Source organism: Pseudoalteromonas porphyrae (genome assembly GCF_001298125.1).
In the GTDB taxonomy this organism is placed as follows: Bacteria; Pseudomonadota; Gammaproteobacteria; order Enterobacterales; family Alteromonadaceae; genus Pseudoalteromonas; species Pseudoalteromonas neustonica.
Genome location: NZ_LHPH01000030.1, coordinates 20153 through 44955 on the forward strand (window position 1 = coordinate 20153; position 24803 = coordinate 44955).

Here is a 24803-nt window from a genome sequence, read left to right on the forward strand (position 1 = left end):
TGTTACTTATCCCTTGAGTTGGCAGTTTATACTGCTGTTATAAATTAAAGTGTAGCGGCTAATTTGAGCTCTGCACTTAATTATTCCTTACATGAACCACAAATACCATGGGCTTCTATTGTTTGCCCTGATACAGTAAATTCGCTTTCGGCGGCAAGACTGTTAAGTTCGTGTGAAATCACAGTTGAGTGTAACTCTTTGACAAAACCGCACTTATCACATATTAAAAGTTGTACAGGATGAATGTGGTCAAAATGATGACACAGCATAAATGCGTTAGTACTTTCAATTTTGTGGATAAAGCCTAGTTCTGCTAAAAAGTCTAATGCACGATATATCGTCGCAGGTTTAGCCCCTGACTCAGTGATTTTAAGTTGTTCTAATAAATCATAAGCCCCAACGCCGCCTTGGGCGCTAGCCAGTAGGCGAAATACTTTTTCACGGATCGGTGTAAATCGGGCGCCACGATTGTCGCATACTTGTTTTGCTTTACTAACGAGTGACTCTATATTCATCATTCTCTTATCCTTACGCTACCGTGATATACTAACATACTGTGTTGTACTTGCAGCGTTTTTATTAGACAGTTTTATTCTAGGAAGTCTAGCAATGAATGAATTATTAGCGATATTTATCTTCTTTTTTGCGGTTATCGATCCAATTGGCACTGTTCCTGTTTTTATTGCTACTACGCGTGGCGACTGTGAGCAGTTTAAGCGTAAAGTAGCTTACAAGGCTGTTGCGGTTTCTGCAGTAGTGTTGTTGTTTTTTGTTCTGGCGGGAGAGCTGCTTTTAAATGCAATCAAAATTCCACTGTCCGCTTTTCAGATTGCAGGTGGTATTGTCCTACTTTTGTTTGCACTATCTATGATTTTTGGTGAAAGTAAGCCTGAAACCGAAATCAAAAGTGTGAGAGATAGTACGGCAACGGCTATATTTCCTTTGGCAATTCCGTCAATTGCTAGCCCTGGGGCAATGCTCGGGGCTGTGCTTATGACACGTAATAATGAGTATACATGGGTCGAACAATCAATTACTTCAGCTGTCATGCTTGCAGTACTTGCGGTGGTGTTAGTTTTATTATTGCTGGCGACTCATGTTCATAAGTTAATAGGTGATAGCGGCGCGAGCATTATTAGTCGGATCATGGGATTGATTCTTACATCAGTTGCCGTTACGAATATATTAGATGGCATTGCTCATTACTTCGGGTTGCAGGTGTTTTCATAAGTTTGTGATCGATGTTTTTTGATTTGAATGCTTAAGATTGATGGAAGCCCTGCATTTATGTAAAATATGGGGCTTTTATTTAGCCTTAATTGTTATTAATTACCTGAGGATTTTACTTTGAATAGACGCTTTTCCGTTGCCCCGATGCTCGATTGGACTGATCGTCATTGCCGTACTTTTCATCGTAAAATGACAAAGCACACAGTGTTGTATACTGAAATGATAACTACTGGTGCTATTTTATTTGGCCGTGGTGATTATCTGCATTTCAATGAGCATGAAGGACCGGTTGCTTTACAGTTGGGCGGGTCAGATCCTAAAGCACTTGCTCAGTGTGCAAAATTAGCCGCAGAGCGTGGTTATGACGAGATTAATCTTAATGTGGGTTGTCCGTCAGATCGTGTTCAAAATGGTCGTTTTGGTGCATGTTTAATGGGTGAACCGCAACTTGTTGCTGATTGCGTAGCTGCAATGAAAGAGCAGGCTAATATCCCTGTTACAGTTAAAACCCGTATAGGTATTGATGAGCAAGATTCGTATGAATTCTTATGTGCTTTAATTGAGGCCAGTCATAATGTTGGTTGTGATGATTTTATTATTCACGCACGAAAAGCGTGGTTAAAAGGCTTAAGCCCTAAAGAAAACCGTGAAGTACCGCCACTTGATTACCCACGTGTTTATCAGCTAAAAAAAGACTACCCGCAATTACATTTAAGTTTAAATGGTGGTGTTAAAACGATTGCTGACAGTCAAGCACACCTTGCTCATGTTGATGGTATTATGATTGGCAGAGAAGCATATAGTAACCCATTTATACTCAGCGAAGTTGATGAAAAGATTTACGGTGACGGTAATTTCACTCAATCACGCCATGATGTAGTGCGTTCAATGTATGATTATATTGAATCTGAGATGCAGCAAGGGGCCAACTTTTGGCATATTGCGCGCCATATGCTGGGTATTTTTCAGGGCCAGCCTGGTGCCCGTGGCTTTCGACGTCATTTATCGGAAAATGGCCACGGAAAACAAGCTGATTTATCAGTGATGGATAAGGCGTTAAGTTTTGTGCCGCAGTAAATCACTAATTTAATACCGTAATTAGTAGATTATAAAAGCCACTTTTTAGTGGCTTTTTTTGATCCTAAATTATGGTTAAAAAGCAACTATTTTAGTTTTTTTAACCATTTCACATTCAGCTTAAAGTCATTTTAAACTGTTCTTTTTTTGTTTAAGTTTTTGATATGGTTTGGTTTTTATTTTATTTAAATAACATGGCACAAGTCTTGGAATCATTAAGTGGTAATCACCCATAATCAACAGGAGAAAGTCATGGGCTTAGTTAATCGTGTAAGTGATCTGATTCAATCAAATATAGTAGCTGCGCTAGATAAAGCAGAAGATCCGCAAAAGCTCTTAAACTTGCTTATTCAAGAAATGCAGCAAGCGCTTGGTGAGTGCCGAGCAACTGCTGCGGCAATTTTGTGTGAAGAAAAAGTATTGAGACGTCAGCAGACAGAAAAACAAAACAGTATTACACAATGGCAGGAAAAAGCGGAAATCGCGGTAAGTAAAGGCCGTGATGATTTGGCGGCTGCGGCTCTCAAAGAAAAGCAGCGAGTAGCGTCTGATTTAGCGGCAATTGAGCCTGAGTTAGTTAAACTGACTGACTCGCTAGAAAAATTGCAAGATGACGCTCAGCGTTTGCAAGAAAAGCTTGGCGCGGCTAAAGCAAAGCAAAGAAGCTTGCTGCAAGTACATAACGTGGTTAATGCCAGAGTGCGTGTAAATCATCAATTAAACAGTGAAAAAGTAGCGCATGCACTTTCACGCTTTGATGTTATTGAGCGTCGTGTTGATGCGATTGAAGCGCAGGTTGAGGCTTATGAAATCACTGATTCGGCTAATCAAAATACAACAGCCGATCAAATTGATGCTTTAGTTAAAAATGATGCACTAGAGCAAGAGCTTGCAGCGTTAAAAATTAAAGTTAAAAAGTCAGCTTAGGAGTGTTGTTATGAATACTTATAATAGTCAAAAACGTTGGTATAAAGACCCATTAAATAAAAAAATATCAGGAGTGTGTAGTGGGTTAGCACGACGATTAGATCTACCTGTGTGGGTTACTCGATTGGTTACTATCTTAATGCTTATTCAGTTTCCATTAGTCATAGGTGCAGGTTATTTAATTGCCCATTGTTGCTTAGAAAGTAAAGTATATTAGGAGAGTGCCATGAAGATTGTTGCAGTTTGTCTATTAATTTTGTTACTTATGACATCAAGTCCATTTGAGATTATGCAGTTTGATTCATGGCAATTACCGCTATGGTTCACCGATCTCAGCTGGATAGGTATTGAGCTCGTAGGCGCACTTTTAGCCGTGCTAGCAGTTATTGTATGTATCGCATTGGTTGGTGTGGGGCTGTTAGGTGCTGGTATTGCAGTCTCTTTAGGATTGCTCATTGCGTTATTATTTGGTTCATTAATGATTGCTTGGCCGTTACTACTCATTGCATTTTTATGTTGGCTTGTTTCTGATAATAAAAAGGTGGCCTAACAACCACCTAAATACTAATTTTACTGACTATTTTTTCACAATTATGCTAAATTTAGTCAATAAAATGATTATCGTAACAAGGATTGAAATGACTCTTAAGCCATTACTTACAGCACTCTCTAGTGCTCTTTTAGGGATTAGCCTATACACCTCACCTGTTATTGCACATGCAGAACACCATCACGATACTGACAGTCATATTGTTGTAAATAACGCACAAGTAAGGGTTTTTCTACCTGCGAGTAAATCGAGTGTCGGTTATTTTAACTTGGTTAATCAGGGCGATAACGCAGTAACACTTACCAAGGCGAGTATTGAAAATTTAGGCCGTGTAGAAGTTCATGAGCACCAACACGTTAATGGCATGATGAAAATGAATAAAGTAGATTCATTAAAAATTAAAGCTCATTCACAAATCGACTTTAAACCGGGCGGTTATCATTTAATGGTATTTGAACCAAAAGAGCCATTAAAAGTAGGGCAAGAACTTAAACTCACGCTATATTTTAGCGACGGTAACCGTGTTTTCACTCAGGCAAAAGTGGTTTCGTTAGAGAGCCAAGCAGAACAAGCTGAGCAGTCTAAACAACACCATATGCATCATTAGGAGGTTAAATGTCACAACACAAAGGGAAAATTATCAGTGCGCTGATACTCGTGTTTATTTTATTTTATGCGACGGCAGTTTATTGGAGCGTTGAACCAGCCCGTATTGACATAATTACACACGCAAAGCAGCAAGCACAACAACGTGGTGAAAAGTTTGTTACAGGTTATACAACCACAACGTCATTAATTGAAGTTACAAGTACATTATTAAATAAGTCAGGTGGGTATTTATCGAATGATATGATGCCGCCGAGTGTGCTTATGGATAATATGCCAGCGTGGGAGTATGGTGCATTAGAAATGAGCCGCGATTTAGCGCTCTCAATGCGTAAAGATTTTAGTCGTTCGCAGTCACAATCAACAGAGCATGAAGCATTAAAAAAAGCGCAACCACAATTTAATATTAGCTCTGAAGCGTGGGCATGGCCAAGCGCAGAAAGCGAATACCAAAAAGGGATCGACTTTTTATTGGTCTACCGTTCACAAATTGCAGATCAAAATGCGCGTGAAAGCCAGTTTTATTCTCGCGCTGATAACTTAAGAGGCTGGTTAAAAGAAGCTGAAAAACGTTTAGGTAGTTTAAGCCAACGTTTAAGTGCAAGTGTTGGGCAAGAGCGTTTAAATACAGATTTAGCCGGAGATAAAGAGGCACATCAAGCAACGTATGCTCCGTTACAAAGTCAGGTTAAAACATCGTGGTGGGAAATTGATGATGTTTTTTATGAGTCACGAGGCGCAACTTGGGCTTTATTACATTTTTTGCAAGCGGTAGAATACGACTTTGCTGATGTACTTGAGAAAAAAAATGCACGTGTTAGCTTGCAGCAAATTATTCGCGAGCTTGAGGCAACCCAAGAAACTGTTTGGAGTCCGGTTATTCTAAATGGTAATGGTTTTGGTTTTGTTGCAAACCATTCATTAGTGATGGCAAATTACATATCTAGAGCCAACGCGGCTCTTATCGAACTTAGCGAACTTTTAGCGCAAGGATAAAACATGAAAAAGTACTGTTTAGCTGCCGCCCTTTCGATGGCTTTCTTAGCACCTGTTGCCCACGCAGATACCATATTGGGTTTATACGTTGGTGTTGATGGCTGGCAATCTGATAATTCAGGTAGTTTTGCTGACAAAGGTAATACAGCACAAAACTTTAATTTTGAAGATGAAACTTTTGTTAGTTACTACGCAGCGCTTGAGCATCCTGTGCCATTAGTGCCAAATATTAAATTAAAGTATACAGAGCTAGAGCTAAATGGTTCTTCACTGGAAGGTGCTGATGGATTCACTTTTGGTGGCTCTAACTTTAAACCAGCAAAAGATGGTGAAGTAAATGCTACGGTAATTAGTGATTTATCACACGTAGATTATATCCTTTATTACGAAATATTTGATAATGACTTAGTGTCTATCGACTTAGGTTTAAATGCAAAACAATTTGATGGTCAGGTATCTGTTAAAGGTGATGTTAATACTGCTGATGGTAAAGGTGATACAGTAACAGAAACCATCGATTTCTCAGGTTTTGTACCATTGGTTTACGGTCGTGCTGAAGTAGGCTTACCGTTAACGGGGCTTAGTGTTTTCTTCGAGGGTAGCTTATTAGCAATCGATGACAGTAAAGTGCAAGATTACCAAGCTGGTATTGCATGGGCGCTACTTGATAACTTAGCGGTTGATATGGATATTAAAGCGGGCTATCGCTCAATGGTCATTGAGCTTGATGATATTGATAACGTATATACTAATATCGACGCCTCAGGTCCATTTGCAGGTATTCAAATTCATTTTTAATCTCATTAGGGATTAAAATTTTAACGTGGCATTATTTTTTCGAATGCCACGTTACATCAAACTCCTCATCAAGCGCAGTATTTAACAAATTTTTGTAGCCCTTATTAATAGGCATATTTATTAATTTTCTTAACTCATCTCCAGTTTGTGTAAACTTGTAATAGCTAAGAACGAGATCGTTGCTTTTAGATTTAAGGATTACTCGTTGCGTTAAAAACGCTAAGTTCATTTCATGCCCTGCTTTGAGTGCCGGGGATTCAATCTCTTTTCGATAAACTAGGCCGATATCCATTAAAGTCAGAATGTCAGGAAAGCTAATACCCGCTCTACCAAGGTTGAGTGATACTTTGTTACCTTTACGAAGTAAATCAAATAACGACGGCTTTTTATAAAAACCAAGTAGAATTAAATGGCTATTATCTTTTTCATTAAAACCGCAGATCGCAGTACATTTTTGTAACGCATCGGCTTCTCGTTGTGTCATTTGCTTTAGCGTTTGTAGGCTTTTAATTGAAAAAGTGCCCGGAGATACCGTTTCACCGGCTAAAATTTTGGCCCATAGTTTTTGCATTGATTCGTTCGATGTATCTTCACAGAGTGCGATAAAGCGCTCAACCCAGTCGCTGTCCGGCTGCCCTTTACAGGTTACATCAGGGCAAAAGCTCATTGCCATAGCCATAATTGCTTCGATATTTTGCTGTTGATTTACCAGTAATAGCTGTTGACGATGTTGGGCGCGAGTGAGTATTGGATCTTCACTATTTACGTGATAAGCCAAAGGGGGACGTCCCTGCGGTCCGTAGCTATCCTCACTTTTTTGTGAAACTCGAACCGTGCTTGCCTTACGTATTGGGCAACCAAGCTTTGACTCAATTATATGAGCTAAGTTAATTTTCGCCTGTGCTGCTTGTATTGTCATTCTTGACCTCAATGTCTTGTATCGTCTGTAGTTGCACGACAGTTTTTAAATTGTTGAGCCCAAGTTCAACGGTATTAGTAAGAATATACTGACTTATTAACGCTAAGTATCCACCTAATATAGGTGTTGTTACTTCGCCAAGTAAAGTGCAAGAGATTAAATTATCATTGGCTTTGCGTGTAAAATTAATAGTCCCTGTGGCAATATGCTCTTCATTAAATAAAATATTTAAATGAATTGTTGATGGTGTAATGTTGGTGATTGTCATTTCACCGAACCCCCAGTTACTCTGCCAAAATTGATGGGCACCTACACCTGAACTAGGGTTTGAAACATCAAAAATAATGCTCGGGTCCACGGCTTCCCAAGGAGACCATAGTTGCCACTTTGAAAAGTCATTTATATATGGTTCAATAATCACCTGTTCAGCTTGAATTATTATGCTTTTATTTACTTGATACTGTTGTGGCAGTACTAGCCCTAATACCAATAACAGCATACAAATAACAAAAATAAATTGGGTAATTTTTTTTATGACTTTAATAATTATTCCTTAAATATATTTAAGCTATACGAGTATCAAGCTGCTGAACTTCGACTATAATATGTAAAATGCTATTTACCAATATTAATCAATAATTATGAGCTACAGGCTAAGTAATGATACGCTGTGAGTCAACATTGGTTCGATCTTAACCCTTTAACTGTACACCGTATTTGAAACTGAAGGATTTAAAATGACGTCAGAGCACAGTGATTTTTTGTTTTTTAATCATCAAGATGAACCTCTAAATGAGGTTGTGCCTACAGAGTTTTGGGATATTTTAATTGTAGATGACGACCCAGAAATACATTCAGTGACGAAGCTGGCTCTTTCTGGGGTTGAATTTTGGGGAAAGGGTTTGCGCTTTCATCATGCATATTCAGCAGTGGAAGGTATAGAAGTATTAAGCAAAGCGCCTAATGTATCAGTGTTACTTCTTGACGTTGTTATGGAGTCTGATGATGCGGGTTTAAAAATGGTTAAAGAGGTGCGTGAAACACTAAAAAACCATAACGTGCGCATTATATTACGTACAGGGCAGCCTGGATATGCACCTGAAGAACAGGTGATTCGTGAATATGATATTAACGATTATAAAACAAAAACTGAGCTAACTCGCAGCAAGTTAGTGACATCTTTAATCACTGCAATCCGCTCTTATGAACAGGTATGTCAGCTAGAAGCCCAAAGCAAAGCCCTAAATAATATTTTATGTGCTTCTAAAGCTATTTTAGGCTTTACTGATATTAAAGCATTTACCATGGCGGTAATTAAACAGCTTAGTGTCATTCTTGATTGTGAGGCAACAGGGGTTGTATGTGGCACGCTTGATGATAGTAATCGTATTAGCGTGCTCGGGGGGAGTACTCAGTTTAGTGCTTTTTTTAGTCAAGGTATTGAGCAGCTTGATAATGGGCGCATTATTTTACAAGTGCAAAACTGTTTTGAATATGAAGAACACCAACATACAAAGCACGATACGACCTTATTACTGAAAAGTAAAAGCCGCCAAGCTGCAATTTATCTTGAGTATGTTAGCCAGCCGAGTAATGCCCAGCTGCAATTTGCTGAAATATTTCTTACTAACGTCAGTGTCGGTTTAGATAACGTGCGACTGTTTAATAACCTCAGAGATGCGGCGTTTAAAGACGTATTAACAGGGCTATCTAATCGTACCTACTTTACTGAGCAAATAGAAAAATATCACCGCTTAACTAACAATGATCATGTGTTTGTGCTGATTGATGTAGCGCATTTTTCTGATATAAATAATGGTTTGGGGCAGGAAGTTGGAAACAACTTACTTGTTGCGATTGTTGAACGTTTGAAACAAGAGTACCCAGCAGCTAAATTATTATCGCGGATTGGAGCTGATGTATTTGGCTTTTTAATCGAGCAGCAGGGGTTTGACCAAACTGAGCTCTATGATAATTTAAATTTACCTTTTGCAGCCGCAGAACATATTTTACCTGTCACGTTCAAAATTGGCATTTGCGAGCAAAAAGATTTTCAAGCAATCGGTATTGAAACCTTAAAGCTTGCTTATATAGCACTTAACCAAGCAAAAAAAGGTAAGTATAACACTGCTGTGTGCTATACACCTGATATGGAAGAGCAAATGGCATGGCGTTTAGGTATTATTCGCCAACTTCGCCAAGATTTTGAGCATAATAAATTAGAGGTGTGGTATCAGCCACAGTTCACACTCAATGATTTAGCACTTATTGGTTGTGAAGCTTTGTTACGTTGGCCTTCAGGTCAGGGGAATTATATCTCTCCTGCTATCTTCATACCTTTCGCCGAAGACGCCGGTTTAATTGTTGGCATAGGCCAATGGGTATTAGAGCAAGCATGTATGCAACAAAAGCGCTTAGAAGCAACAGGGGTAGAAATCTGTATTGCTGTTAATGTCTCTGTCCCGCAGTTTAAAGTAAAAGGTTTTGCCCAGCAGGTAAAAAATACATTATTAAAGTATGATGTGAAGCCTAAAAATATAGAGCTAGAAGTGACCGAAAGTGTCGTCATGGATGAAATGAATGCCGTGATAGAAACATTGCAAGAATTGAAAGAGTTTGGCATTCAAGTTGCTATAGATGACTTTGGTACTGGTTTTTCCTCATTAAGTTATTTACAAAAGCTGCCAATAGATCGGTTGAAAATCGATCGGACATTTATAAAAGATCTCCCGCAGAAAGATTCAGGAGCCATTGCAGCATTAGTAGTCGCTCTTGGTGCGCAGCTTGGGTTGAAAACAATTGCAGAAGGCGTTGAAACACAGGGGCAGGCTGATTTACTCAGGGAGCTTGGTTGTGATGAAGTACAAGGTTTTATGTATGCTAAGCCGATGCCTGAAGCGCAACTTATTCAGTACTTTGAGAGCAAAAGTTAGGGGTTGTTGACCTTTGTGGATTGAAATTTGTTCAATCTAGGGGCGATTTAATCGCGGCGTGAGGTTTGGAATCGAGTGGGCTCGATAACTGCTCCTGCGTTATTCTACTGGCTCACATCCATGTGAGAATAAGTCAAAATCGAGCAAAGTTTCTGCGCCCTGCTTACGCCCCTTACCTACATCCATGGAAGTAACAAAGAGTTAATCGCCCTAGGCAGAACTCTTCGGGCAGCGCGTGTTTGGCATTTATGCTGCGATATCGCCTATTTATGGGGAGCAACTACATTACATCGGCTCCGCCTTGCTTGAAAACTAAACACACCGCTTGAAATTCAACCTCAAAAGATAAACAGACCCAAATAGTATTGTTGTATTAGTTGGGACTGTGAAGTAAATCGTTAATATCGTTTGGTAATTAATTCGGGTATACTTTGCGACCTTTTTTAAAGCAATTGGTCATTAATTCATGAGCGCACTTAAAGCCAAACGAGCCTTATTCTCATACCCAAAATATTGGGCCGAGTGTTATGGCACAGCACCATTTTTACCAACTACACGCAAAGAGATGGATGCACTTGGCTGGGATAGCTGCGATATAATCATAATTAGTGGCGATGCTTACGTTGATCATCCTAGTTTTGGTATGGCAGTGATTGGTCGAGTACTTGAAGCACAAGGCTTTCGAGTGGGTATTATTGCCCAGCCTGATTGGCAGTCAAAAGATGCCTTTATGGAGCTTGGCAGACCGAATCTATTTTTTGGTGTGACAGCCGGTAACATGGATTCGATGATCAACCGTTACACAGCTGAAAAGCGTATGCGCCATGATGATGCTTATACGCCAGGTAATATTGGTGGTAAGCGCCCAGATCGCGCAGTTATGATCTATTCTCAAAAATGCCGCGAAGCCTATAAAGGCATTCCTATCGTTATTGGTGGTATCGAAGCCAGCCTTCGTCGTATTGCTCATTATGATTATTGGCAAGAAAAAGTACGACGTAGTATTTTGTTTGATGCCAAAGCTGACATTCTTATTTATGGTAATGCTGAACGTCCTTTAGTTGAAGTTGCGCACCGCATAGCGGCAGGCGAAACAATGGATACGATTCAAGATATTCGTGGTACTGCAGTTATACGTAAAGAGCCGCTTCCGGGTTGGCGTGGTAGTGATTCAACGGCAATTGATAAAATAGGCAAGATTGATCCGATCCCTAATCCGTACGGCGCAGATGATGTTGGTTGTGGTAAAAGTGAATTTAAACAAGCAGGCATCGATTTAAAAGCGGAAGCTGCTAAGCCAATTACCATTCAACCAGCGCGCCCTAAGCCGTGGGAAAAAACCTATGTTAAGTTACCAGCATTCGAACAAGTAAGCGTTAACAAGCCGTTATATGCCCATGCATCGCGTATTTTACACCAAGAAACTAACCCTGGTTGTGCCCGAGCATTGTTTCAGCGCCACGGTGAGCGCTCTATTTGGGTTAATCCGCCAGCGTATCCATTAGAAACTCATGAAATGGATGCCGTGTTTGGTTTACCTTATCAACGTATTCCTCATCCACGCTATGGAAGTGAAAAAATCCCTGCTTATGACATGATCAAAACATCGGTCAATATCATGAGGGGTTGTTTTGGTGGTTGTTCATTTTGCTCTATTACAGAGCATGAGGGGAGGATCATTCAAAGTCGCTCGCAAGAGTCGATCATTGAAGAAATTGAACAAATTCGTGACAAAGTACCTGGCTTTACTGGGGTTATTTCTGATTTAGGTGGCCCAACGGCCAACATGTACAAGCTGCGCTGTAAGAGCAAAAAAGCAGAGAGTACCTGTCGTCGTTTATCGTGTGTGTACCCTGATATTTGTAAGCATATGGATACTGACCACACGCCTACAATCGATTTATACAAAAAAGCCCGTGAAGTAAAAGGGGTGAAAAAAATCCTTATTGCCTCCGGTGTACGTTACGATTTAGCTGTACAAGATCCACGTTATGTAAAAGAGTTAGTAACGCATCATGTTGGTGGTTACTTAAAAATAGCGCCAGAGCATACTGAAGACGGGCCATTATCTAAAATGATGAAGCCGGGTATGGGCGCATATGATCAGTTTAAAGAGTTATTTGATAAGTACTCTAAAGAAGCGGGTAAAAAGCAATATTTGATCCCGTACTTTATTTCCGCACATCCGGGCACAAAAGATGAAGACATGGTTAACATGGCACTGTGGCTTAAATCAAATGATTTTAAACTTGATCAAGTGCAAAATTTTTACCCATCACCGATGGCAAACGCAACCACTATTTATCACACTGAGATGAACTCGCTACGTAATATTAAAAATAATACTGAGCAAGTACCCGTGCCAAAAGGTGCGCGCCAACGTCGCTTACATAAAGCGATACTGCGCTACCACGATCCTGCTGGTTGGCCAATGATCCGCGAAGCTTTGCGTAACATGGGTAAAGCTAAGTTGATAGGTAAAGGGCCTAACTGTTTAGTGCCAGAAGAAACGCGTGACGAAAAGTCACTTAAAGCAAGCAAAGGCGGGCGTCCTGCACTGAGCCGTCATACCGGGTTTAGTCAGTTTAAAAAAGCCAATACTAAACCCAAAGTGGGTGGAAACCGCCAGCGGGCTAGATAGCTTTACAGCACACGTCAAAACGCCCAGCATTTGCTGGGCGTTTTAGTTTTGAACGAGTAAATAGTCGCTACTTATTCTTCAGTTTATTCTTCAGCTTACTCTTCAATAAACGATTCGCCTTCGGTCATCCACTTAGCGGCTGGTTTACCTTTTAAGTAATGATCAAAATACTGCATCATACGAATTGAGAAATCCACTTGGTTAGGGAATTTTTTTAAGTGATGTGGTTCACCTTCATATTGTAAAAATGTAGCATCTTTACCTGCACGACGAAGCGCTAAGTAATACTGCACACCTTCATGCCATGGTACAGCATCATCTTTATCGCCAAACATGATTAAAATAGGTGTATTTACTTTATCTGCAAAAAATACCGGTGAATTTTCAATATAAAGTTCAGGGGCTTCAAATAGATTTTTACCGATACGGCTTTGGCCTGTTTCATACTGAAACTGACGAGCAAGGCCTGACTTTAATCGAATGCCACTGTAAGCGCTGGTCATGTTCGATACTGGTGCGCCCGATACAACCGCTTTGAACATGTCGGTTTGGGTGATCATAAAGGCACTTTGGTAGCCTGCCCACGAATGACCTTGCAGGCCAATTTTATCAGGGTCGGCAATACCTAAATCAATCAGTTTTTGGGTCGCGTTGATCATCGTTTGTGTTGATGATTTGCCAGGATGGCCTATTTCAAAGCGAATATCAGGTAAAAATACTGCATAACCATTTGAGGTAAACATAGGAAAGTTGGGGCGATGGTTTAATTCCATTTTTGGAAAATCAAACATACGCTGACTCATATAACGATAAAAGTACACAACAACAGGCACTTTATCGCCTTTCTTGTAGCCTGCAGGTTTGATCAACACACCTTGCAAGTCTTCCCCATCAAAGCCTTTGTAATTTATTAGTTCTGGTTTTTGGCCCCATGCAAAGTTATCCACTTGTGGGTTTAAGTGAGTGACGCGCTGTGCTTTTTTGAAACTAAAATTTGTTTGATGAATATCAGGAAACTGATGATAGGTTTGCTCAGTAAACAAATATTTATCAGCATTTTTAGCTTTTTTAATTACATCAAAGCGCTTATTGCCTGTTAAAACTTTAGTAATTGAATTATCAGTTAAGTTAAGTTTGGCAATCTCGGTTTGCTTGTTCTGAAGGTCTGTGGCACTCACTAGAAGAGTGTCGTTTTTAGCAAAGCCTACTTGCTCTTTATCAAGCTTAATAATGCGATATTGCGTATTACTCTCTTTACCTTGCGTAAGTTGGGTTGCTTTGAGGGTGTTGACATCAAACGCCCATACGTCATATTTACTGTACACAAGTACTTGGCTGCTATCTTCTAACCAGCCAGCAAATCCGTAGCCTGGTTGGGCTGATGGGTAATCATGTTTATCATCAGCAAAAACAGCTTTTATTGCTTTTGTTAAGGTGCTTACCTTATTGTTACCTAAGTCTTTAAGTTGCACTTGACTGTTATTAAAGTAGGCAGCAAACTCGCCGCTTGGCGATAAGCTAGGTCTAAACGGGTAATCTTTTATGATTGCTTTTTTTTCGCCGGTATTCACATCTACAGCATAGTAATCTGCAAAAAAACCGCCATACATAATACGTTCGAGGTAAGGTAAGTTAGATGAACCAAGTAGCGCATTACGACTGTTAGTATTTAGTGTCACATAGGGCATATCTACGTCGCTTAGCTGAGCGACCCGCTTACCATTAAGATGATAAACCGCTTGGTAATGCTTATTTTTATTGGTTTCGTTCCACTGTTGTTCTTCGCGAGGTTTTATTTCGGCGTCATTGTTATGCCACACATTAAGACCTTTTTGCGCACGTATCGTGTCGTAATCAAAAAGTGAGGCTTGATCCGTGTATTTTTTGTCTTTAACTTTAGCTGCTAACTTAGGGTGATTTTCAAAGTATAAGCGCTCACCGTCTTCAGACCAGCTCAGTTTTGCTGTTTTGCCGATAGTCCAATTTTTTTCAGGTGAGGTTATATCTGTAAGCTGCTCGTTTTGCCATAATTTTAATTGATGGTCGCGACGGCGCATATCGTCATTCACATAATTACCCAGTGTGAATACGGCGATGTTTTTAGTTGGATGCCAGGCAATTTTATTTGCAACAACACCTGGTTCATCAATTAATACACTTGTTTCAAACGTATTATTTAATGAAATTAACGCCACCTGATTATCGCTACCATCTGGGTAGCTTTGGCTGACTATAAGCTCGCTGCCAGATGCATTAATAGCGTAACTAAACACACTATTTATTGTATGGGTTGTAGCATCTGTTAAATTTACAACAATGAGATCAAATACTTTATCTTTCTTATCTGGTTTGATTTCACTGGTTTTATCGGTATTTTTAGCATCATCAATATCTTTACTATCATCGTCTTTATCTGCTTTTTGGTCTAAACGGTATGCTAACCACTTTCCATCATCAGAGAGCTGATAGTCTTTTACGTTATCAAAAGTTTGTTGTTCACCAGTGGCAGTACTTACCAATACCAGATTATTTTTTAATGTACTTTTCTTTTTGGTGGTTTCTTTTGCTAGCAAAGTCGGAACTTGAGTGAATGCCACCCAGTTGGCGACTTTATTTATCTGAGGTTTAGTGCCGCGCTCAACTTCGGCGAGTAGTTTATTGTTGTTTAACGTATAAACTTGGCCTGTTGCATTGCCGCGATAGGGTGTTGCACTAAAGCTGAGCACTTTACCGTCTTCTGATAACTGTGTTGTTTTAGCTGCTTTAAAATTGAATACATCTTTAAATTGTAGCGCGTCTTTTGCGTGGGCAGGTACGCTATTTAGGCTTGCAACTAGGGCAATGCTTAGTAGGGAAAGTTGGGCTTTCATTATTGATTCTCTTTTTGTTTGATCATCCCCATCATAGCGGTTTTGTTAAACAATTCGAGTAGATACGATAAGTGGCTTAAAAAGAGGGGTGAACCTAACAAAACCTTGCGAAGAGATTCGCAAGGTTGATCATTTTAGGAGCTAGGAGCTAGGAGCTAGGGGCTAAAGCCAGATCTTTTGCAGCTCAAGCCATTGTTTTTCAAATTGTGCACTGGGTTTAGCTTTAAAATCACTACGCACAAATTGGTTCATTTTACCTTCAATATAGGCAAGCAAAAAGTTTGCGATTGTTAGCTCGTCACTTTGAAACGTTTTGCCTTCACGCAATTTACGTTCACGTAGAACCTGTTTAAGCTGAGTTTCAAGTTTTTCAAATAAGCTCTGCACGCGTTCACGCAAACGTTCCTGCTCACCTTGAAGTGCATCACCCGTTAAAATACGTGTGATACCTGGATTCTTTTCTGCAAAAGCCAATAGTAATAATAAAATATTATAAACGCGGCTTTGCGTTTCTTTTTCGTTTTCAAGAATAAGGTTTATACGCGACAGTAAAGTGTCTTCAATAAATTCAATTAAGCCTTCAAACATCCGTGCTTTACTCGGGAAATGACGATATAGCGCTGCTTCAGATACGCCCACTTCAGCAGCTAATTTGGCTGTGGTGATGCGTTGTCCTGGGCTTGTTTCTAACATTTGTGCGAGTGCTTGTAGTATTTGCTCTTTGCGATTACTTCTTTTTGTCGCAGGCATGAACATTCCTTTCTTTATAGTAATTTACTTAGCTTTAATGACTACTCGCCAGTTATTTTTTGAACAAGCGATTAAGGCCATGTTAATGTTTTATGCAGCTTCTTTCCAGCCTTTTTACAACCGTTTAGCAACCTCGGTCATTACGCTCAGTGCTAATGCACTTTTTGTCTCGATAGCTAACTCTTTTTGCTCAGTTAGCCAAAATAAAGTCAGTGCATTATGATCTGAATTAAAGCCAAGGCCTGCTTGTGACACATCATTTGCGCAAATCATATCGAGGTTTTTATTACTGAGTTTACCTTTAGCATAATTCGCTACATCTTGAGTTTCGGCTGCAAAACCAACTGTGTAAGGGCGGCCTTCTGTAAGGTTTGCAATAGCAGCAATAACATCAGGGTTTTTAACTAAGGTGAGAATGAGTTCGTCACCTTGCTTTTTCATTTTTTGATCTGCAACAGCACTAGCGCGATAGTCAGCTACAGCAGCGCAGCCTATAAACACATCAGAAAGAGGGGCTAAGAGTAAAGACTCATTCAATAGCTGCTGTGCACTTTGTATTTGAATCACGTTAGCACCGGCGGGTGGCGTTATTGTGACAGGCCCTGAAATTAAATTTACGTGTGCGCCTAACGATAGTGCAGCTTGAGCAAGTGCATACCCCATCTTTCCTGAGCTGTGGTTTGAAATAAAGCGTACAGGGTCAAGTGGTTCGCGAGTTGGGCCCGCTGTAATTGTAATCGTTTTACCTGCTAACAGCTGTGGGTGTGCAGGTTGTGTGCATAGCGTTACAAGTTCATGTGGTTCAAGCATACGGCCAGCACCTACGTCCCCACAAGCTTGCTCACCTTTACCAGGTCCCCAAATAGCCACGTTACGCTGCGCTAATGTGGCTAGATTAGCTTGAGTAGCGGGGTGGGCGTACATTTGTTGATTCATCGCTGGGGCAACCGCAACCTTGGCAGGTGTTGCCAGTAACAAGGTTGTGAGTAAGTCATCCGCAATGCCAGCGGCCATTTTTGCAATTATATTGCTGGTGGCTGGTGCGACTAAGATCAAATCAGCCCATTTAGCAAACTCAATATGGCCCATTGCAGCTTCTGCAGATGGGTCTAATAATGAATCAGAAACAATCTCACCACTAACGGCTTGCATGGTAAGTGGCGTGATAAAGTGTTTGGCTGATTCAGTCATCACCACTTTTATTTCACAACCGTGATCTTTTAAGCGCCTTACTAATTCTGCGCACTTATAAGCGGCAATTCCACCACTGATCCCCAATACAATTTTTTTATTTGCTAACTTTGCCATTAAATCTGCCATAAACGTTGCCATAAGCTGATAAAGCTCTTTTCAATATGCGCTAACGATAGCAAATCTTTGGCGAATGGACGAAGTTTTTAATTTTGAATTTTATTAAGCGTTTTAGAGGCGAAACTTTATTTTTGCATTACAGTTAAATGACTACATTAGATTTTAGGGACGAAATAATGCAGCTCACTTCTTTACCGAGTAATCAGCGACCACGAGAAAAGCTATTAGCTAAGGGGGCAAAGTCGCTCAGTGATGCCGAGTTACTTGCGATATTTTTGCGAACAGGGTTACCGGGCATGAATGTCGTTGAGTTAGCACAGCACCTTATGACGCAAAACCAAACATTACATAATTTATTTAACGCATCGATTGATGATTTTTGTGCACAAAAAGGATTAGGCACAGCTAAGTTTGTGCAGTTACAAGCTGTATTAGAATTAAGTCGTCGTTACATGATGGAGCAATGCCAGCGAAAAGCAGTATTTAACTCGCCACAATCTGTGTATGACTATTTAACACTCGAGCTGCGAGGATTGCAGCAAGAAGTATTTATGGTGTTGTACTTGGATAGTCAAAATCGCTTAATAAAAGAAGAAACGCTTTTTTATGGGACAATTAATTCAGCATCTGTTTATCCACGGGAAGTGTTAAAAGCAGCCTTAAAAAATAATGCTGCAGCACTTATTTTGGCACACAATCACCCATCAGGTATCGCTGAACCAAGCCAAGCTGATAAGCTTATTACGAATAAATTGCAGCAAGCACTGCAATTAGTCGATATAAATATCTTAGACCACATCATTGTTGGTGGTGATAATTGTGTTTCTTTTGCACAAAGAGGGTTGATTTAAGCGGTTTCGGATTACTAGCGTGTTAAAAATGAGCAGTTTAGTGCTGTTTTGCAAATTAGTTTAATTTAAATGCAGTTTTTACTTTCCCTAAGGGCATTCGATCTTTATAATTAGCCGCTATCAAATTTACACATGAGCTGGTTGGATAAGATCAATTACTTGATCTTTGCCTGTATAAGCTGTATAAAGAGCGCCCTTCGATTTATCCCTGGGGCACAAAATACATGGCCTAAGGGAAAATTAAGCTCGAGCGAAGTTATTGGAGATATATAGACATGTCTAAAGTATGTCAAGTTACAGGTAAGCGTCCAGCGGTTGGTAATCACCGTTCACACGCGAGAAACGCGACTAGACGTCGTTTCCTACCTAACCTACAAACACACCGTTTTTGGGTTGAAAGTGAAAAACGTTTTGTAACATTACGCACTACTACTAAAGGTATGCGTATTATCGATAAAAAAGGCATCGACACGGTTCTAACAGAAATCCGTGGTCGCGGCGTAAAAGTTTAAGGACCTGAGTCATGCGTGATAAGATCCGTTTAGTTTCTACAGCTGGTACTGGTTTTTTCTACACTACCGACAAGAACAAGCGTAACATGCCGGAAAAAATGGAAATCAAAAAGTTTGATCCAAAAATCCGTAAACATGTTCTTTTCAAAGAAGCTAAAATCAAGTAATTTTAGTTTTTTATGAATATTAAAAACCCAGCTTAGGCTGGGTTTTTTGTTTTAGACTAGCCGTCAGTTAAGAGCAGCTAGGAGCACTAAGCTGTAAGTTTTAAGCTGAACGGCGTTAAAATTGGCTACGTAGGTTGTGGTTGAGCAGCGCGAAACCCAACGAAAAAATCCTCTCTCTGTCTGCATCAAAAAACTGCATTATGGAAGTTTTTACTCCTTCGGTTTATTTGTATAAATGGCTTACAGCCAACAAAAAACCGTTGCTATTTACATAACAACGGTTTTTAGAATTTACAGCTTACAGCTTACAGCTTACAGCTTACAGCTTACAGCTTACAGCTTACAGCTTACAGCTTACAGCTTACAGCTTACAGCTTACAGCTTACAGCTTACAGCTTACAGCTTACAGCTTACAGCTTACAGCTTACAGCTTACAGCTTACAGCTTACAGCTTACAGCTTACAGCTTACAGCTTACAGCTTACAGCTTACAGCTTACAGCTTACAGCTTACAGCTTACAGTTCTACTATGCCCGCATCATCAGATACGATTAGCATTTGTGAACCTTCTTTCATGATGTCAGTAAGCAGTAAAAATACCGAGTGGCGTCCGCCTTCTTCTTTCAGCTTGGCAATATCAGCTTCTAGGTCTGCTTTAATATCATCAAATACAGCAAGGTCAATAACTTCTAGTTGGCCAATACCCACTAGTTGGCCGTTCATATTAAAGTCTTTAAAGTCACGCATTACTAAATCACGTGCAGGGGTGTTTTCAACCGCTGATTTAACACGGAACATATCCATGCCTAGTTCTTTAAAGTCTTCAATGCCGGCGATTTCAGCAAGTGCTTCAACACATTTAATATCAGCAGTGGTGCAGGTTGGCGATTTAAAAATAACCGTGTCACTTAAAATGGCACATAACATGATGCCTGCAATGTCTTTTGGAATGTCAACATTGTAAAAGTCATACATCATTTTAATGATGGTGTTCGAACAACCAACTGGGCGGATCCAACATTCAAGTGGGGTTGAGCTAGTTAGGTCACCTAATTTATGGTGATCAACAACACCAACTACGCGGGCTAGATCAATATCATCAGGTGCTTGCGTTTTTTCAGTATGATCAACGATGTAAACGTCTTCACCAGCATAGCTTAATTTTAGCTCTGGTGCTTCAAAGCCAAATTTATCAAGGATAAATTGTGTTTCAGGTGAAATATCACCAAGACGAGTTGGAATTGCAGGCTCATCGATTTGGTTTTTTAAATAAGCAAGTGCAATTGCACCACAAATAGAATCAGAATCTGGGATTTTATGACCCACTACATACATTGACATTGACGGAGCTCCTTAAAATTTGTCGATATTCTAACAAAGTAATTGTGCTTTGACACATCCCCATTGGTGAATTTTTATAATATACCCAAACAACCTCATTGTTCACAATTTAGCATGTTGTAGGGGGCTAATATCAAGCGCTAGTTAGCACCAAACACATTCGTTTTTAAGAAGGATTGAATATTATTTGCAATCAATATTTTGCTAAAGCGCTTTTAGTACTTGGGTTAACTGAAGCAAGTATTTTGAAGTTACTTGTTTATGGTAAGCACAGAAAATTCGACTGCCCTTTTTTAATCTTTTTGGTTACACTTTAACGACTTGAATTTACATAGAAGAGTGCCCTAATGCAGCTCAGCCGCAAAGCGTGGAATAATGTTCTTATATTTTCTATGTTATTGATGATCTTTTTTTTTAATGGCCTTCATAAAAAGCTTAATAGTGTTCCTGTTGAATCAGGGATACAAACACTCTTGCCTGTGCAAAGCTTTATTTTAGCGCTGGAGTTTCCTGATCAAAAAATAGAGCGTATCGGGACTGCGTGGCGCAGTCAGGCTTTATTTAAAAATGCGCCAGAGAGTCAATGGCAATCAACTCAGAGCAACATTGTACAATTGATTAATAAATGGCAAGGAAGTGAGTTACCGCTTGCGCCTGCCTCTACGTCATTAAAGAGTAATGTTCCGCTCAGTGTTGCTACGATATGGCTTGCTGGTGAGCAGTTACCTTGGTTGTATCAATTATACAAAGCGCCGCAGGGGTATTATTTATTAGATAAAAGTACACAACGTGTAATGTTACTAGATAGCGTGACAGCGCGGGGGTTGTTCGTGAGCTTTAATTTTCCAATTAGTGAGTCTAAATAGTATGCCTGAATTACCAGAGGTTGAGGTTAGTCGGATGGGGATCACTCCTCATATTTTGCAGCAAACAGTCACTAAAGTGAATATTCACAATCCGAATATGCGCTGGCCTGTACCTGATGATGTTTATCAGATTACTAACTTATCTGTGATCGCGGTTGAGCGCAGGGCAAAGTACTTACTGCTGATATGTGAACTCGGCAGCGTGATTTTGCATTTAGGCATGTCGGGTAACTTACGGGTTGTAGATAAAAATGAGCCACTAAAAAAGCATGATCATATTGAATTTATCTTTGGTAATGACAAGGCGCTGCGATTAAATGATCCGCGCCGATTTGGTTGTTGTTTGTGGCAAGCACCAGACACGGTTCATAAACTACTGTCTAAACTTGGTCCTGAACCGTTAACTGATGAGTTCACTGCAAAACGAGTCTATGAATACTCTCGCAATAAAAAAGTGCCCGTTAAGCAGTTCATTATGGATAATGCTGTGGTCGTTGGGGTTGGTAATATTTATGCAAACGAATCATTGTTTAAAGCGGGTATCCACCCTAAACGTGAAGCGGGTAAAGTATCGTTAGCACGTTATCAGCAATTGATCCCAATTATTAAAGAGACTCTCGCAGCTGCAATTACCCAAGGCGGTACGACATTAAAAGACTTTGCTCAAAGTGATGGTAAGCCGGGTTATTTTGCACAACAATTACTTGTCTATGGCCGCAAAGGTGAGCCATGCATGAAATGCGAAAAAGAGCTTACTGAGATTCGATTAGGGCAACGTAGCACCGTTTATTGCAGCAACTGCCAAAAATAAGGTGTAAAAAAACCGATGTTTAGGCATCGGTTTTAATTGTGTATTTACAGTTTATAGCTCAAATGGTGCAACGCCTACGGCTTTAATTTTATAGCCTACTTGGGCAATATCACCACTCCATCCTTCTGTGCTAATAATACCCGTAACCACAATTGCATCGTACAAGCTTTCGATAGGTACGCCGCCTTTAATCGTTACATGGACAATTTGATTTGGTGGCGGTGGTGGCACGTGGATACAGGCACCAAAATAGGGTACTAATAAAAATTCGGTGATCATTTCGCTGTCGCCCTCTAGTGGCACAACAAAGCCCGGTAAGCTAACCGATTGACCATTAAGCTCTTTTACAACAGGGGCATCAAGATCTGGTTGGATCCAGTTTTGTTCGCTTCCTTCATGACTTGCTTGATCTTGAGTGTCTATTTGTACATGGCCTTTAGGGATCAAATCTTCCCAAAAAATCTCTTTTGGTGCATTCGCGTGACCATTGAAACTGTAGCAAAAACTAAAAATAACTAAGCACAGTAGCGTGAACTTTCGAAAATACTGCATGGTGTTCCTCTTAAATTTTAATGCTCATGCCATCTGACAATGAGTAAAAATAGGCGCGGGTTGCTGGGATCAAACCAACGATAAAGCCGGCCGCCATAATAGCGCCTATTAACATGAGTTCATAGCTAGAAAGCATGGCTATAGTGATTGTAATACCTGCATGCGCTTGTAAGTAACCAGCAGCAAGAGACATTAATATGTAAAATAAGCCGCACCCAAGTAGGCACCCTAAAAATGTTGTTAATAACGATTCCATGCTGATCAGCGTAAATAAATGCCAAGGACGCGCGCCTACAGAGCGTAGAATTGCTAATTCACGGCGACGCTGATTGAGACTCGCTAATAGGGTTGTTAGCATGCCAAGTAAACTCACAAGTACCACTACCATCGAAAATAGTAATAAGATTTTTTCTATAATTGTGAGCATTTCCCATAACTCACGTAAGGTAACGCCAGGCATGATTGCCAGTAATGCCTCGGCTTTAAATTGGTTTATGTTACGCCTTACTTGCAAAGTATATAGCGGGGAATCAAAGCCAATTAAAAAAGCGGTAATTTGTTTTGGTTCACCGATCAGATCACTATGCTGCTCATGCTCATGCTCATGCTCATGCTCATGCTCATGCTCATGCTCAGCGTGGCCGCCAGTGCCACCATGAATTAACTCAATGGCAGCTAATGGGATGTGTAATGTTTTATCAACCGGCGTGCCAGTGGCGTTTAAAATTCCAACCACTGTAAATGGGTTATCATCATGGTGATGAAAACTGGTATTACCCATACCGTGGGAGATAATAATGCTGTCGCCCAGTTTGTACCCTAATTTTTGCGCAACTTGTGCGCCAAGAACAACTTCGTTTAGATGATTAAAAGCGTGGCCGTCGCGAAAGCTCAGTGGTTGCTTTTTAGCAAACTTATAATGTTTAAAATAGTCGGCAGATGTACCAAGCACTGCTTGGCCTTTATGGCTATCACCCAGTGACATTGGAATCGTCCATTTCACGCCGCGTTGGTGTTTAATGTATTCATAGCTTGACCAGCTAACGCTATTATTTGCGTGACTAATACGAAACACAGACGAAAGTAACAGTTGTATATCACCTGTGCGGGCACCAACGATTAAGTCAGTCCCCGAAATGGTATTACTAAAACTGGTTTTTGCGTCTACCCGTACACGTTCAATGCTTAGTAACAGCATTACACTAATTGCGATAGTGAATAAGGTTAAAAATGCACTGGCGCGGCGATTGTATAAACTACGAAGAGCAAGCTTTATTAAAATCATTAAATTTGCTCCTGCAATGCGACTAAATCAATACTACGATTAAACAGTGGCTGTAAGCTTTCATCGTGACTAACAAATACTAAGGTGCTGTTAACGGCTTGAGCTTGCGCAAAAAGCAGCGCAATAAATGATTGGCGATTATTGGTATCTAAAGCTGAGGTTGGCTCGTCGGCAATAATGAGTTCAGGAGCGCCAATAAATGCCCGGGCAGCGGCAACACGCTGTTGTTGACCAATACTTAAATTAGCAACATTTTGCTGGTGGAATTGGTTATCTAGCCCCAATGCATTTAAAAGCCTTGCAGCTTCAAGTGGGAGGGAAGGACTACAGGTTAATGCCTTTTGATGGCGTTGTTTTGAAAATTGGCACCCAAGAGTGACATTATCAATAGGTGACAAATAAGGCAGCAAGTTAAAATTTTGAAAAATATAGCCAATATGATCGGCCCTAAATGCATCACGTTTACTATTACTGAGCTTATTAAGCTCACAACCAAAAATACTCAGCTTACCAGTTGTTGGTCGGTTTATACCCGCTAACAACGATAATAGCGTTGATTTACCGCAACCACTGGGGCCATGTAAAAAAATATGTTCGCCTTTGGCTATTTGAAGGCGTGGGATGGCCAAGGTGGGCTTGCTTTGCTGTGGTTGCCATTGAAAGCTTAATTCTTCTATATCAATCATTATTATTCAATTACTGCTGAATTTTGATGTTATCTTATAACGTAGAGAATAAAATTCAAACTAAACTGCGTTAAATCGCATTGCGCTTTAATTGTGATTTTAGGCGGTCTCGATTATCATTAGCT

24 protein-coding genes and 1 pseudogene are annotated in these 24803 nt (G+C 40.2%); 15 read left to right on the plus strand and 10 right to left on the minus strand.

Translation table 11 applies throughout. The annotated features are described in order from the left end of the window. Positions 1-80: 80 nt before the first annotated feature. Positions 81-515, minus strand: coding sequence for a transcriptional repressor (locus tag ADS77_RS19230; protein ID WP_054203182.1), 435 nt, complete (start codon positions 513-515; stop codon positions 81-83). Positions 516-609: 94 nt separating this feature from the next. Between ADS77_RS19230 and ADS77_RS19235 the strand changes: the two genes are divergently transcribed. From ADS77_RS19235 to ADS77_RS19270, 8 genes are all read left to right on the plus strand, one after another. Then, positions 610-1230, plus strand: coding sequence for a MarC family protein (locus tag ADS77_RS19235; protein ID WP_054202988.1), 621 nt, complete (start codon positions 610-612; stop codon positions 1228-1230). A gap of 117 nt (positions 1231-1347) precedes the next feature. Continuing rightward, entirely contained in the window at positions 1348-2307 is a 960-nt protein-coding gene (gene dusA, locus ADS77_RS19240) for a tRNA dihydrouridine(20/20a) synthase DusA (protein ID WP_082355727.1), read from the plus strand. Positions 2308-2559: 252 nt separating this feature from the next. Then, positions 2560-3234: a PspA/IM30 family protein gene (locus ADS77_RS19245; RefSeq protein WP_054455869.1), complete on the plus strand. Its 675-nt coding sequence runs from the start codon at positions 2560-2562 to the stop codon at positions 3232-3234. Positions 3235-3244: 10 nt separating this feature from the next. After that, on the plus strand, positions 3245-3451 hold the full coding sequence (locus ADS77_RS19250; RefSeq protein WP_054203000.1) for a PspC domain-containing protein: 207 nt from the start codon (positions 3245-3247) through the stop codon (positions 3449-3451). Positions 3452-3460: 9 nt separating this feature from the next. Further along, the gene (locus ADS77_RS19255) at positions 3461-3784 is read left to right on the plus strand and encodes a hypothetical protein (RefSeq protein ID WP_054203001.1); all 324 of its coding nucleotides are present in this window, start codon (positions 3461-3463) and stop codon (positions 3782-3784) included. Between the two features lie 88 nt (positions 3785-3872). Continuing rightward, positions 3873-4391 (plus strand): copper chaperone PCu(A)C, encoded by a 519-nt coding sequence (locus ADS77_RS19260; RefSeq protein ID WP_054203002.1) that lies wholly within the window; start codon positions 3873-3875, stop codon positions 4389-4391. An 8-nt stretch (positions 4392-4399) separates the two neighbouring features. Next, on the plus strand, positions 4400-5386 hold the full coding sequence (locus ADS77_RS19265; protein ID WP_054203003.1) for a DUF2333 family protein: 987 nt from the start codon (positions 4400-4402) through the stop codon (positions 5384-5386). A gap of 3 nt (positions 5387-5389) precedes the next feature. Continuing rightward, positions 5390-6184 carry a TIGR04219 family outer membrane beta-barrel protein gene (locus tag ADS77_RS19270; protein WP_054455871.1) on the plus strand — a complete coding sequence of 265 codons (795 nt, stop codon included), beginning with the start codon at positions 5390-5392 and terminating at the stop codon, positions 6182-6184. Positions 6185-6215: 31 nt separating this feature from the next. Here ADS77_RS19270 and ADS77_RS19275 read toward each other — a convergent pair whose 3' ends face one another. Together ADS77_RS19275 and ADS77_RS19280 are read right to left on the minus strand one after the other, a co-directional pair. Next, positions 6216-7103, minus strand: coding sequence for a TIGR03899 family protein (locus ADS77_RS19275; RefSeq protein WP_054203005.1), 888 nt, complete (start codon positions 7101-7103; stop codon positions 6216-6218). Then, the gene (locus ADS77_RS19280) at positions 7072-7602 is read right to left on the minus strand and encodes an SRPBCC family protein (protein WP_054455874.1); all 531 of its coding nucleotides are present in this window, start codon (positions 7600-7602) and stop codon (positions 7072-7074) included. Before ADS77_RS19280 ends, ADS77_RS19275 begins: the two co-directional genes overlap by 32 nt. Positions 7603-7840: 238 nt before the next feature. On the opposite strand from ADS77_RS19280, the gene ADS77_RS19285 reads away from it, so the two are divergent. Beyond that, on the plus strand, positions 7841-10036 hold the full coding sequence (locus tag ADS77_RS19285; protein ID WP_054455876.1) for an EAL domain-containing protein: 2196 nt from the start codon (positions 7841-7843) through the stop codon (positions 10034-10036). A 466-nt stretch (positions 10037-10502) separates the two neighbouring features. Next, entirely contained in the window at positions 10503-12677 is a 2175-nt protein-coding gene (locus ADS77_RS19290; protein ID WP_054203008.1) for a YgiQ family radical SAM protein, read from the plus strand. A 95-nt stretch (positions 12678-12772) separates the two neighbouring features. Here the strand turns inward: ADS77_RS19290 and ADS77_RS19295 are convergent, their stop codons facing one another. The 3 genes from ADS77_RS19295 to coaBC form a co-directional block, all read right to left on the minus strand. After that, positions 12773-15547, minus strand: coding sequence for an alpha/beta hydrolase family protein (locus ADS77_RS19295; protein ID WP_054455877.1), 2775 nt, complete (start codon positions 15545-15547; stop codon positions 12773-12775). A gap of 162 nt (positions 15548-15709) precedes the next feature. Further along, positions 15710-16297 (minus strand): nucleoid occlusion factor SlmA, encoded by a 588-nt coding sequence (slmA, locus tag ADS77_RS19300; protein WP_054203010.1) that lies wholly within the window; start codon positions 16295-16297, stop codon positions 15710-15712. A 114-nt stretch (positions 16298-16411) separates the two neighbouring features. Beyond that, the gene (coaBC, locus tag ADS77_RS19305; protein ID WP_054203184.1) at positions 16412-17605 is read right to left on the minus strand and encodes a bifunctional phosphopantothenoylcysteine decarboxylase/phosphopantothenate--cysteine ligase CoaBC; all 1194 of its coding nucleotides are present in this window, start codon (positions 17603-17605) and stop codon (positions 16412-16414) included. 179 nt (positions 17606-17784) lie between these two features. On the opposite strand from coaBC, the gene radC reads away from it, so the two are divergent. The 3 genes from radC (at position 17785) to rpmG (ending at position 19138) form a co-directional block, all read left to right on the plus strand. Continuing rightward, positions 17785-18459, plus strand: coding sequence for a RadC family protein (gene radC, locus ADS77_RS19310; protein WP_054203011.1), 675 nt, complete (start codon positions 17785-17787; stop codon positions 18457-18459). Positions 18460-18734: 275 nt separating this feature from the next. Then, positions 18735-18971 (plus strand): 50S ribosomal protein L28, encoded by a 237-nt coding sequence (gene rpmB, locus ADS77_RS19315; RefSeq protein WP_054203012.1) that lies wholly within the window; start codon positions 18735-18737, stop codon positions 18969-18971. Positions 18972-18982: 11 nt separating this feature from the next. Next, on the plus strand, positions 18983-19138 hold the full coding sequence (gene rpmG, locus ADS77_RS19320) for a 50S ribosomal protein L33 (RefSeq protein ID WP_004335545.1): 156 nt from the start codon (positions 18983-18985) through the stop codon (positions 19136-19138). Between the two features lie 521 nt (positions 19139-19659). Here the strand turns inward: rpmG and ADS77_RS19330 are convergent. Continuing rightward, positions 19660-20478 (minus strand): annotated as a pseudogene (locus ADS77_RS19330) (manganese-dependent inorganic pyrophosphatase); the annotation flags it as partial. A gap of 347 nt (positions 20479-20825) precedes the next feature. On the opposite strand from ADS77_RS19330, the gene ADS77_RS19335 reads away from it, so the two are divergent. Both ADS77_RS19335 and mutM read left to right on the plus strand, forming a co-directional pair. Then, on the plus strand, positions 20826-21344 hold the full coding sequence (locus tag ADS77_RS19335; RefSeq protein ID WP_054455880.1) for a hypothetical protein: 519 nt from the start codon (positions 20826-20828) through the stop codon (positions 21342-21344). A gap of 1 nt (position 21345) precedes the next feature. Then, positions 21346-22155, plus strand: coding sequence for a bifunctional DNA-formamidopyrimidine glycosylase/DNA-(apurinic or apyrimidinic site) lyase (gene mutM / locus ADS77_RS19340; RefSeq protein ID WP_054203016.1), 810 nt, complete (start codon positions 21346-21348; stop codon positions 22153-22155). Positions 22156-22206: 51 nt separating this feature from the next. Here the strand turns inward: mutM and ADS77_RS19345 are convergent, their stop codons facing one another. From ADS77_RS19345 to ADS77_RS19355, 3 genes are read right to left on the minus strand one after another with little or no spacing between them, the layout of a single operon-like run. Next, a complete protein-coding gene (locus tag ADS77_RS19345) occupies positions 22207-22707 on the minus strand; it encodes a DUF3299 domain-containing protein (protein ID WP_054203017.1) in 501 nt (166 codons plus the stop codon). Positions 22708-22717: 10 nt separating this feature from the next. Beyond that, positions 22718-23992, minus strand: a complete 1275-nt coding sequence (locus tag ADS77_RS19350; protein ID WP_054455882.1) for an ABC transporter permease — start codon at positions 23990-23992, stop codon at positions 22718-22720. Beyond that, a complete protein-coding gene (locus ADS77_RS19355; protein ID WP_054455885.1) occupies positions 23992-24678 on the minus strand; it encodes an ABC transporter ATP-binding protein in 687 nt (228 codons plus the stop codon). Before ADS77_RS19355 ends, ADS77_RS19350 begins: the two co-directional genes overlap by 1 nt. Positions 24679-24803 lie beyond the last annotated feature (125 nt).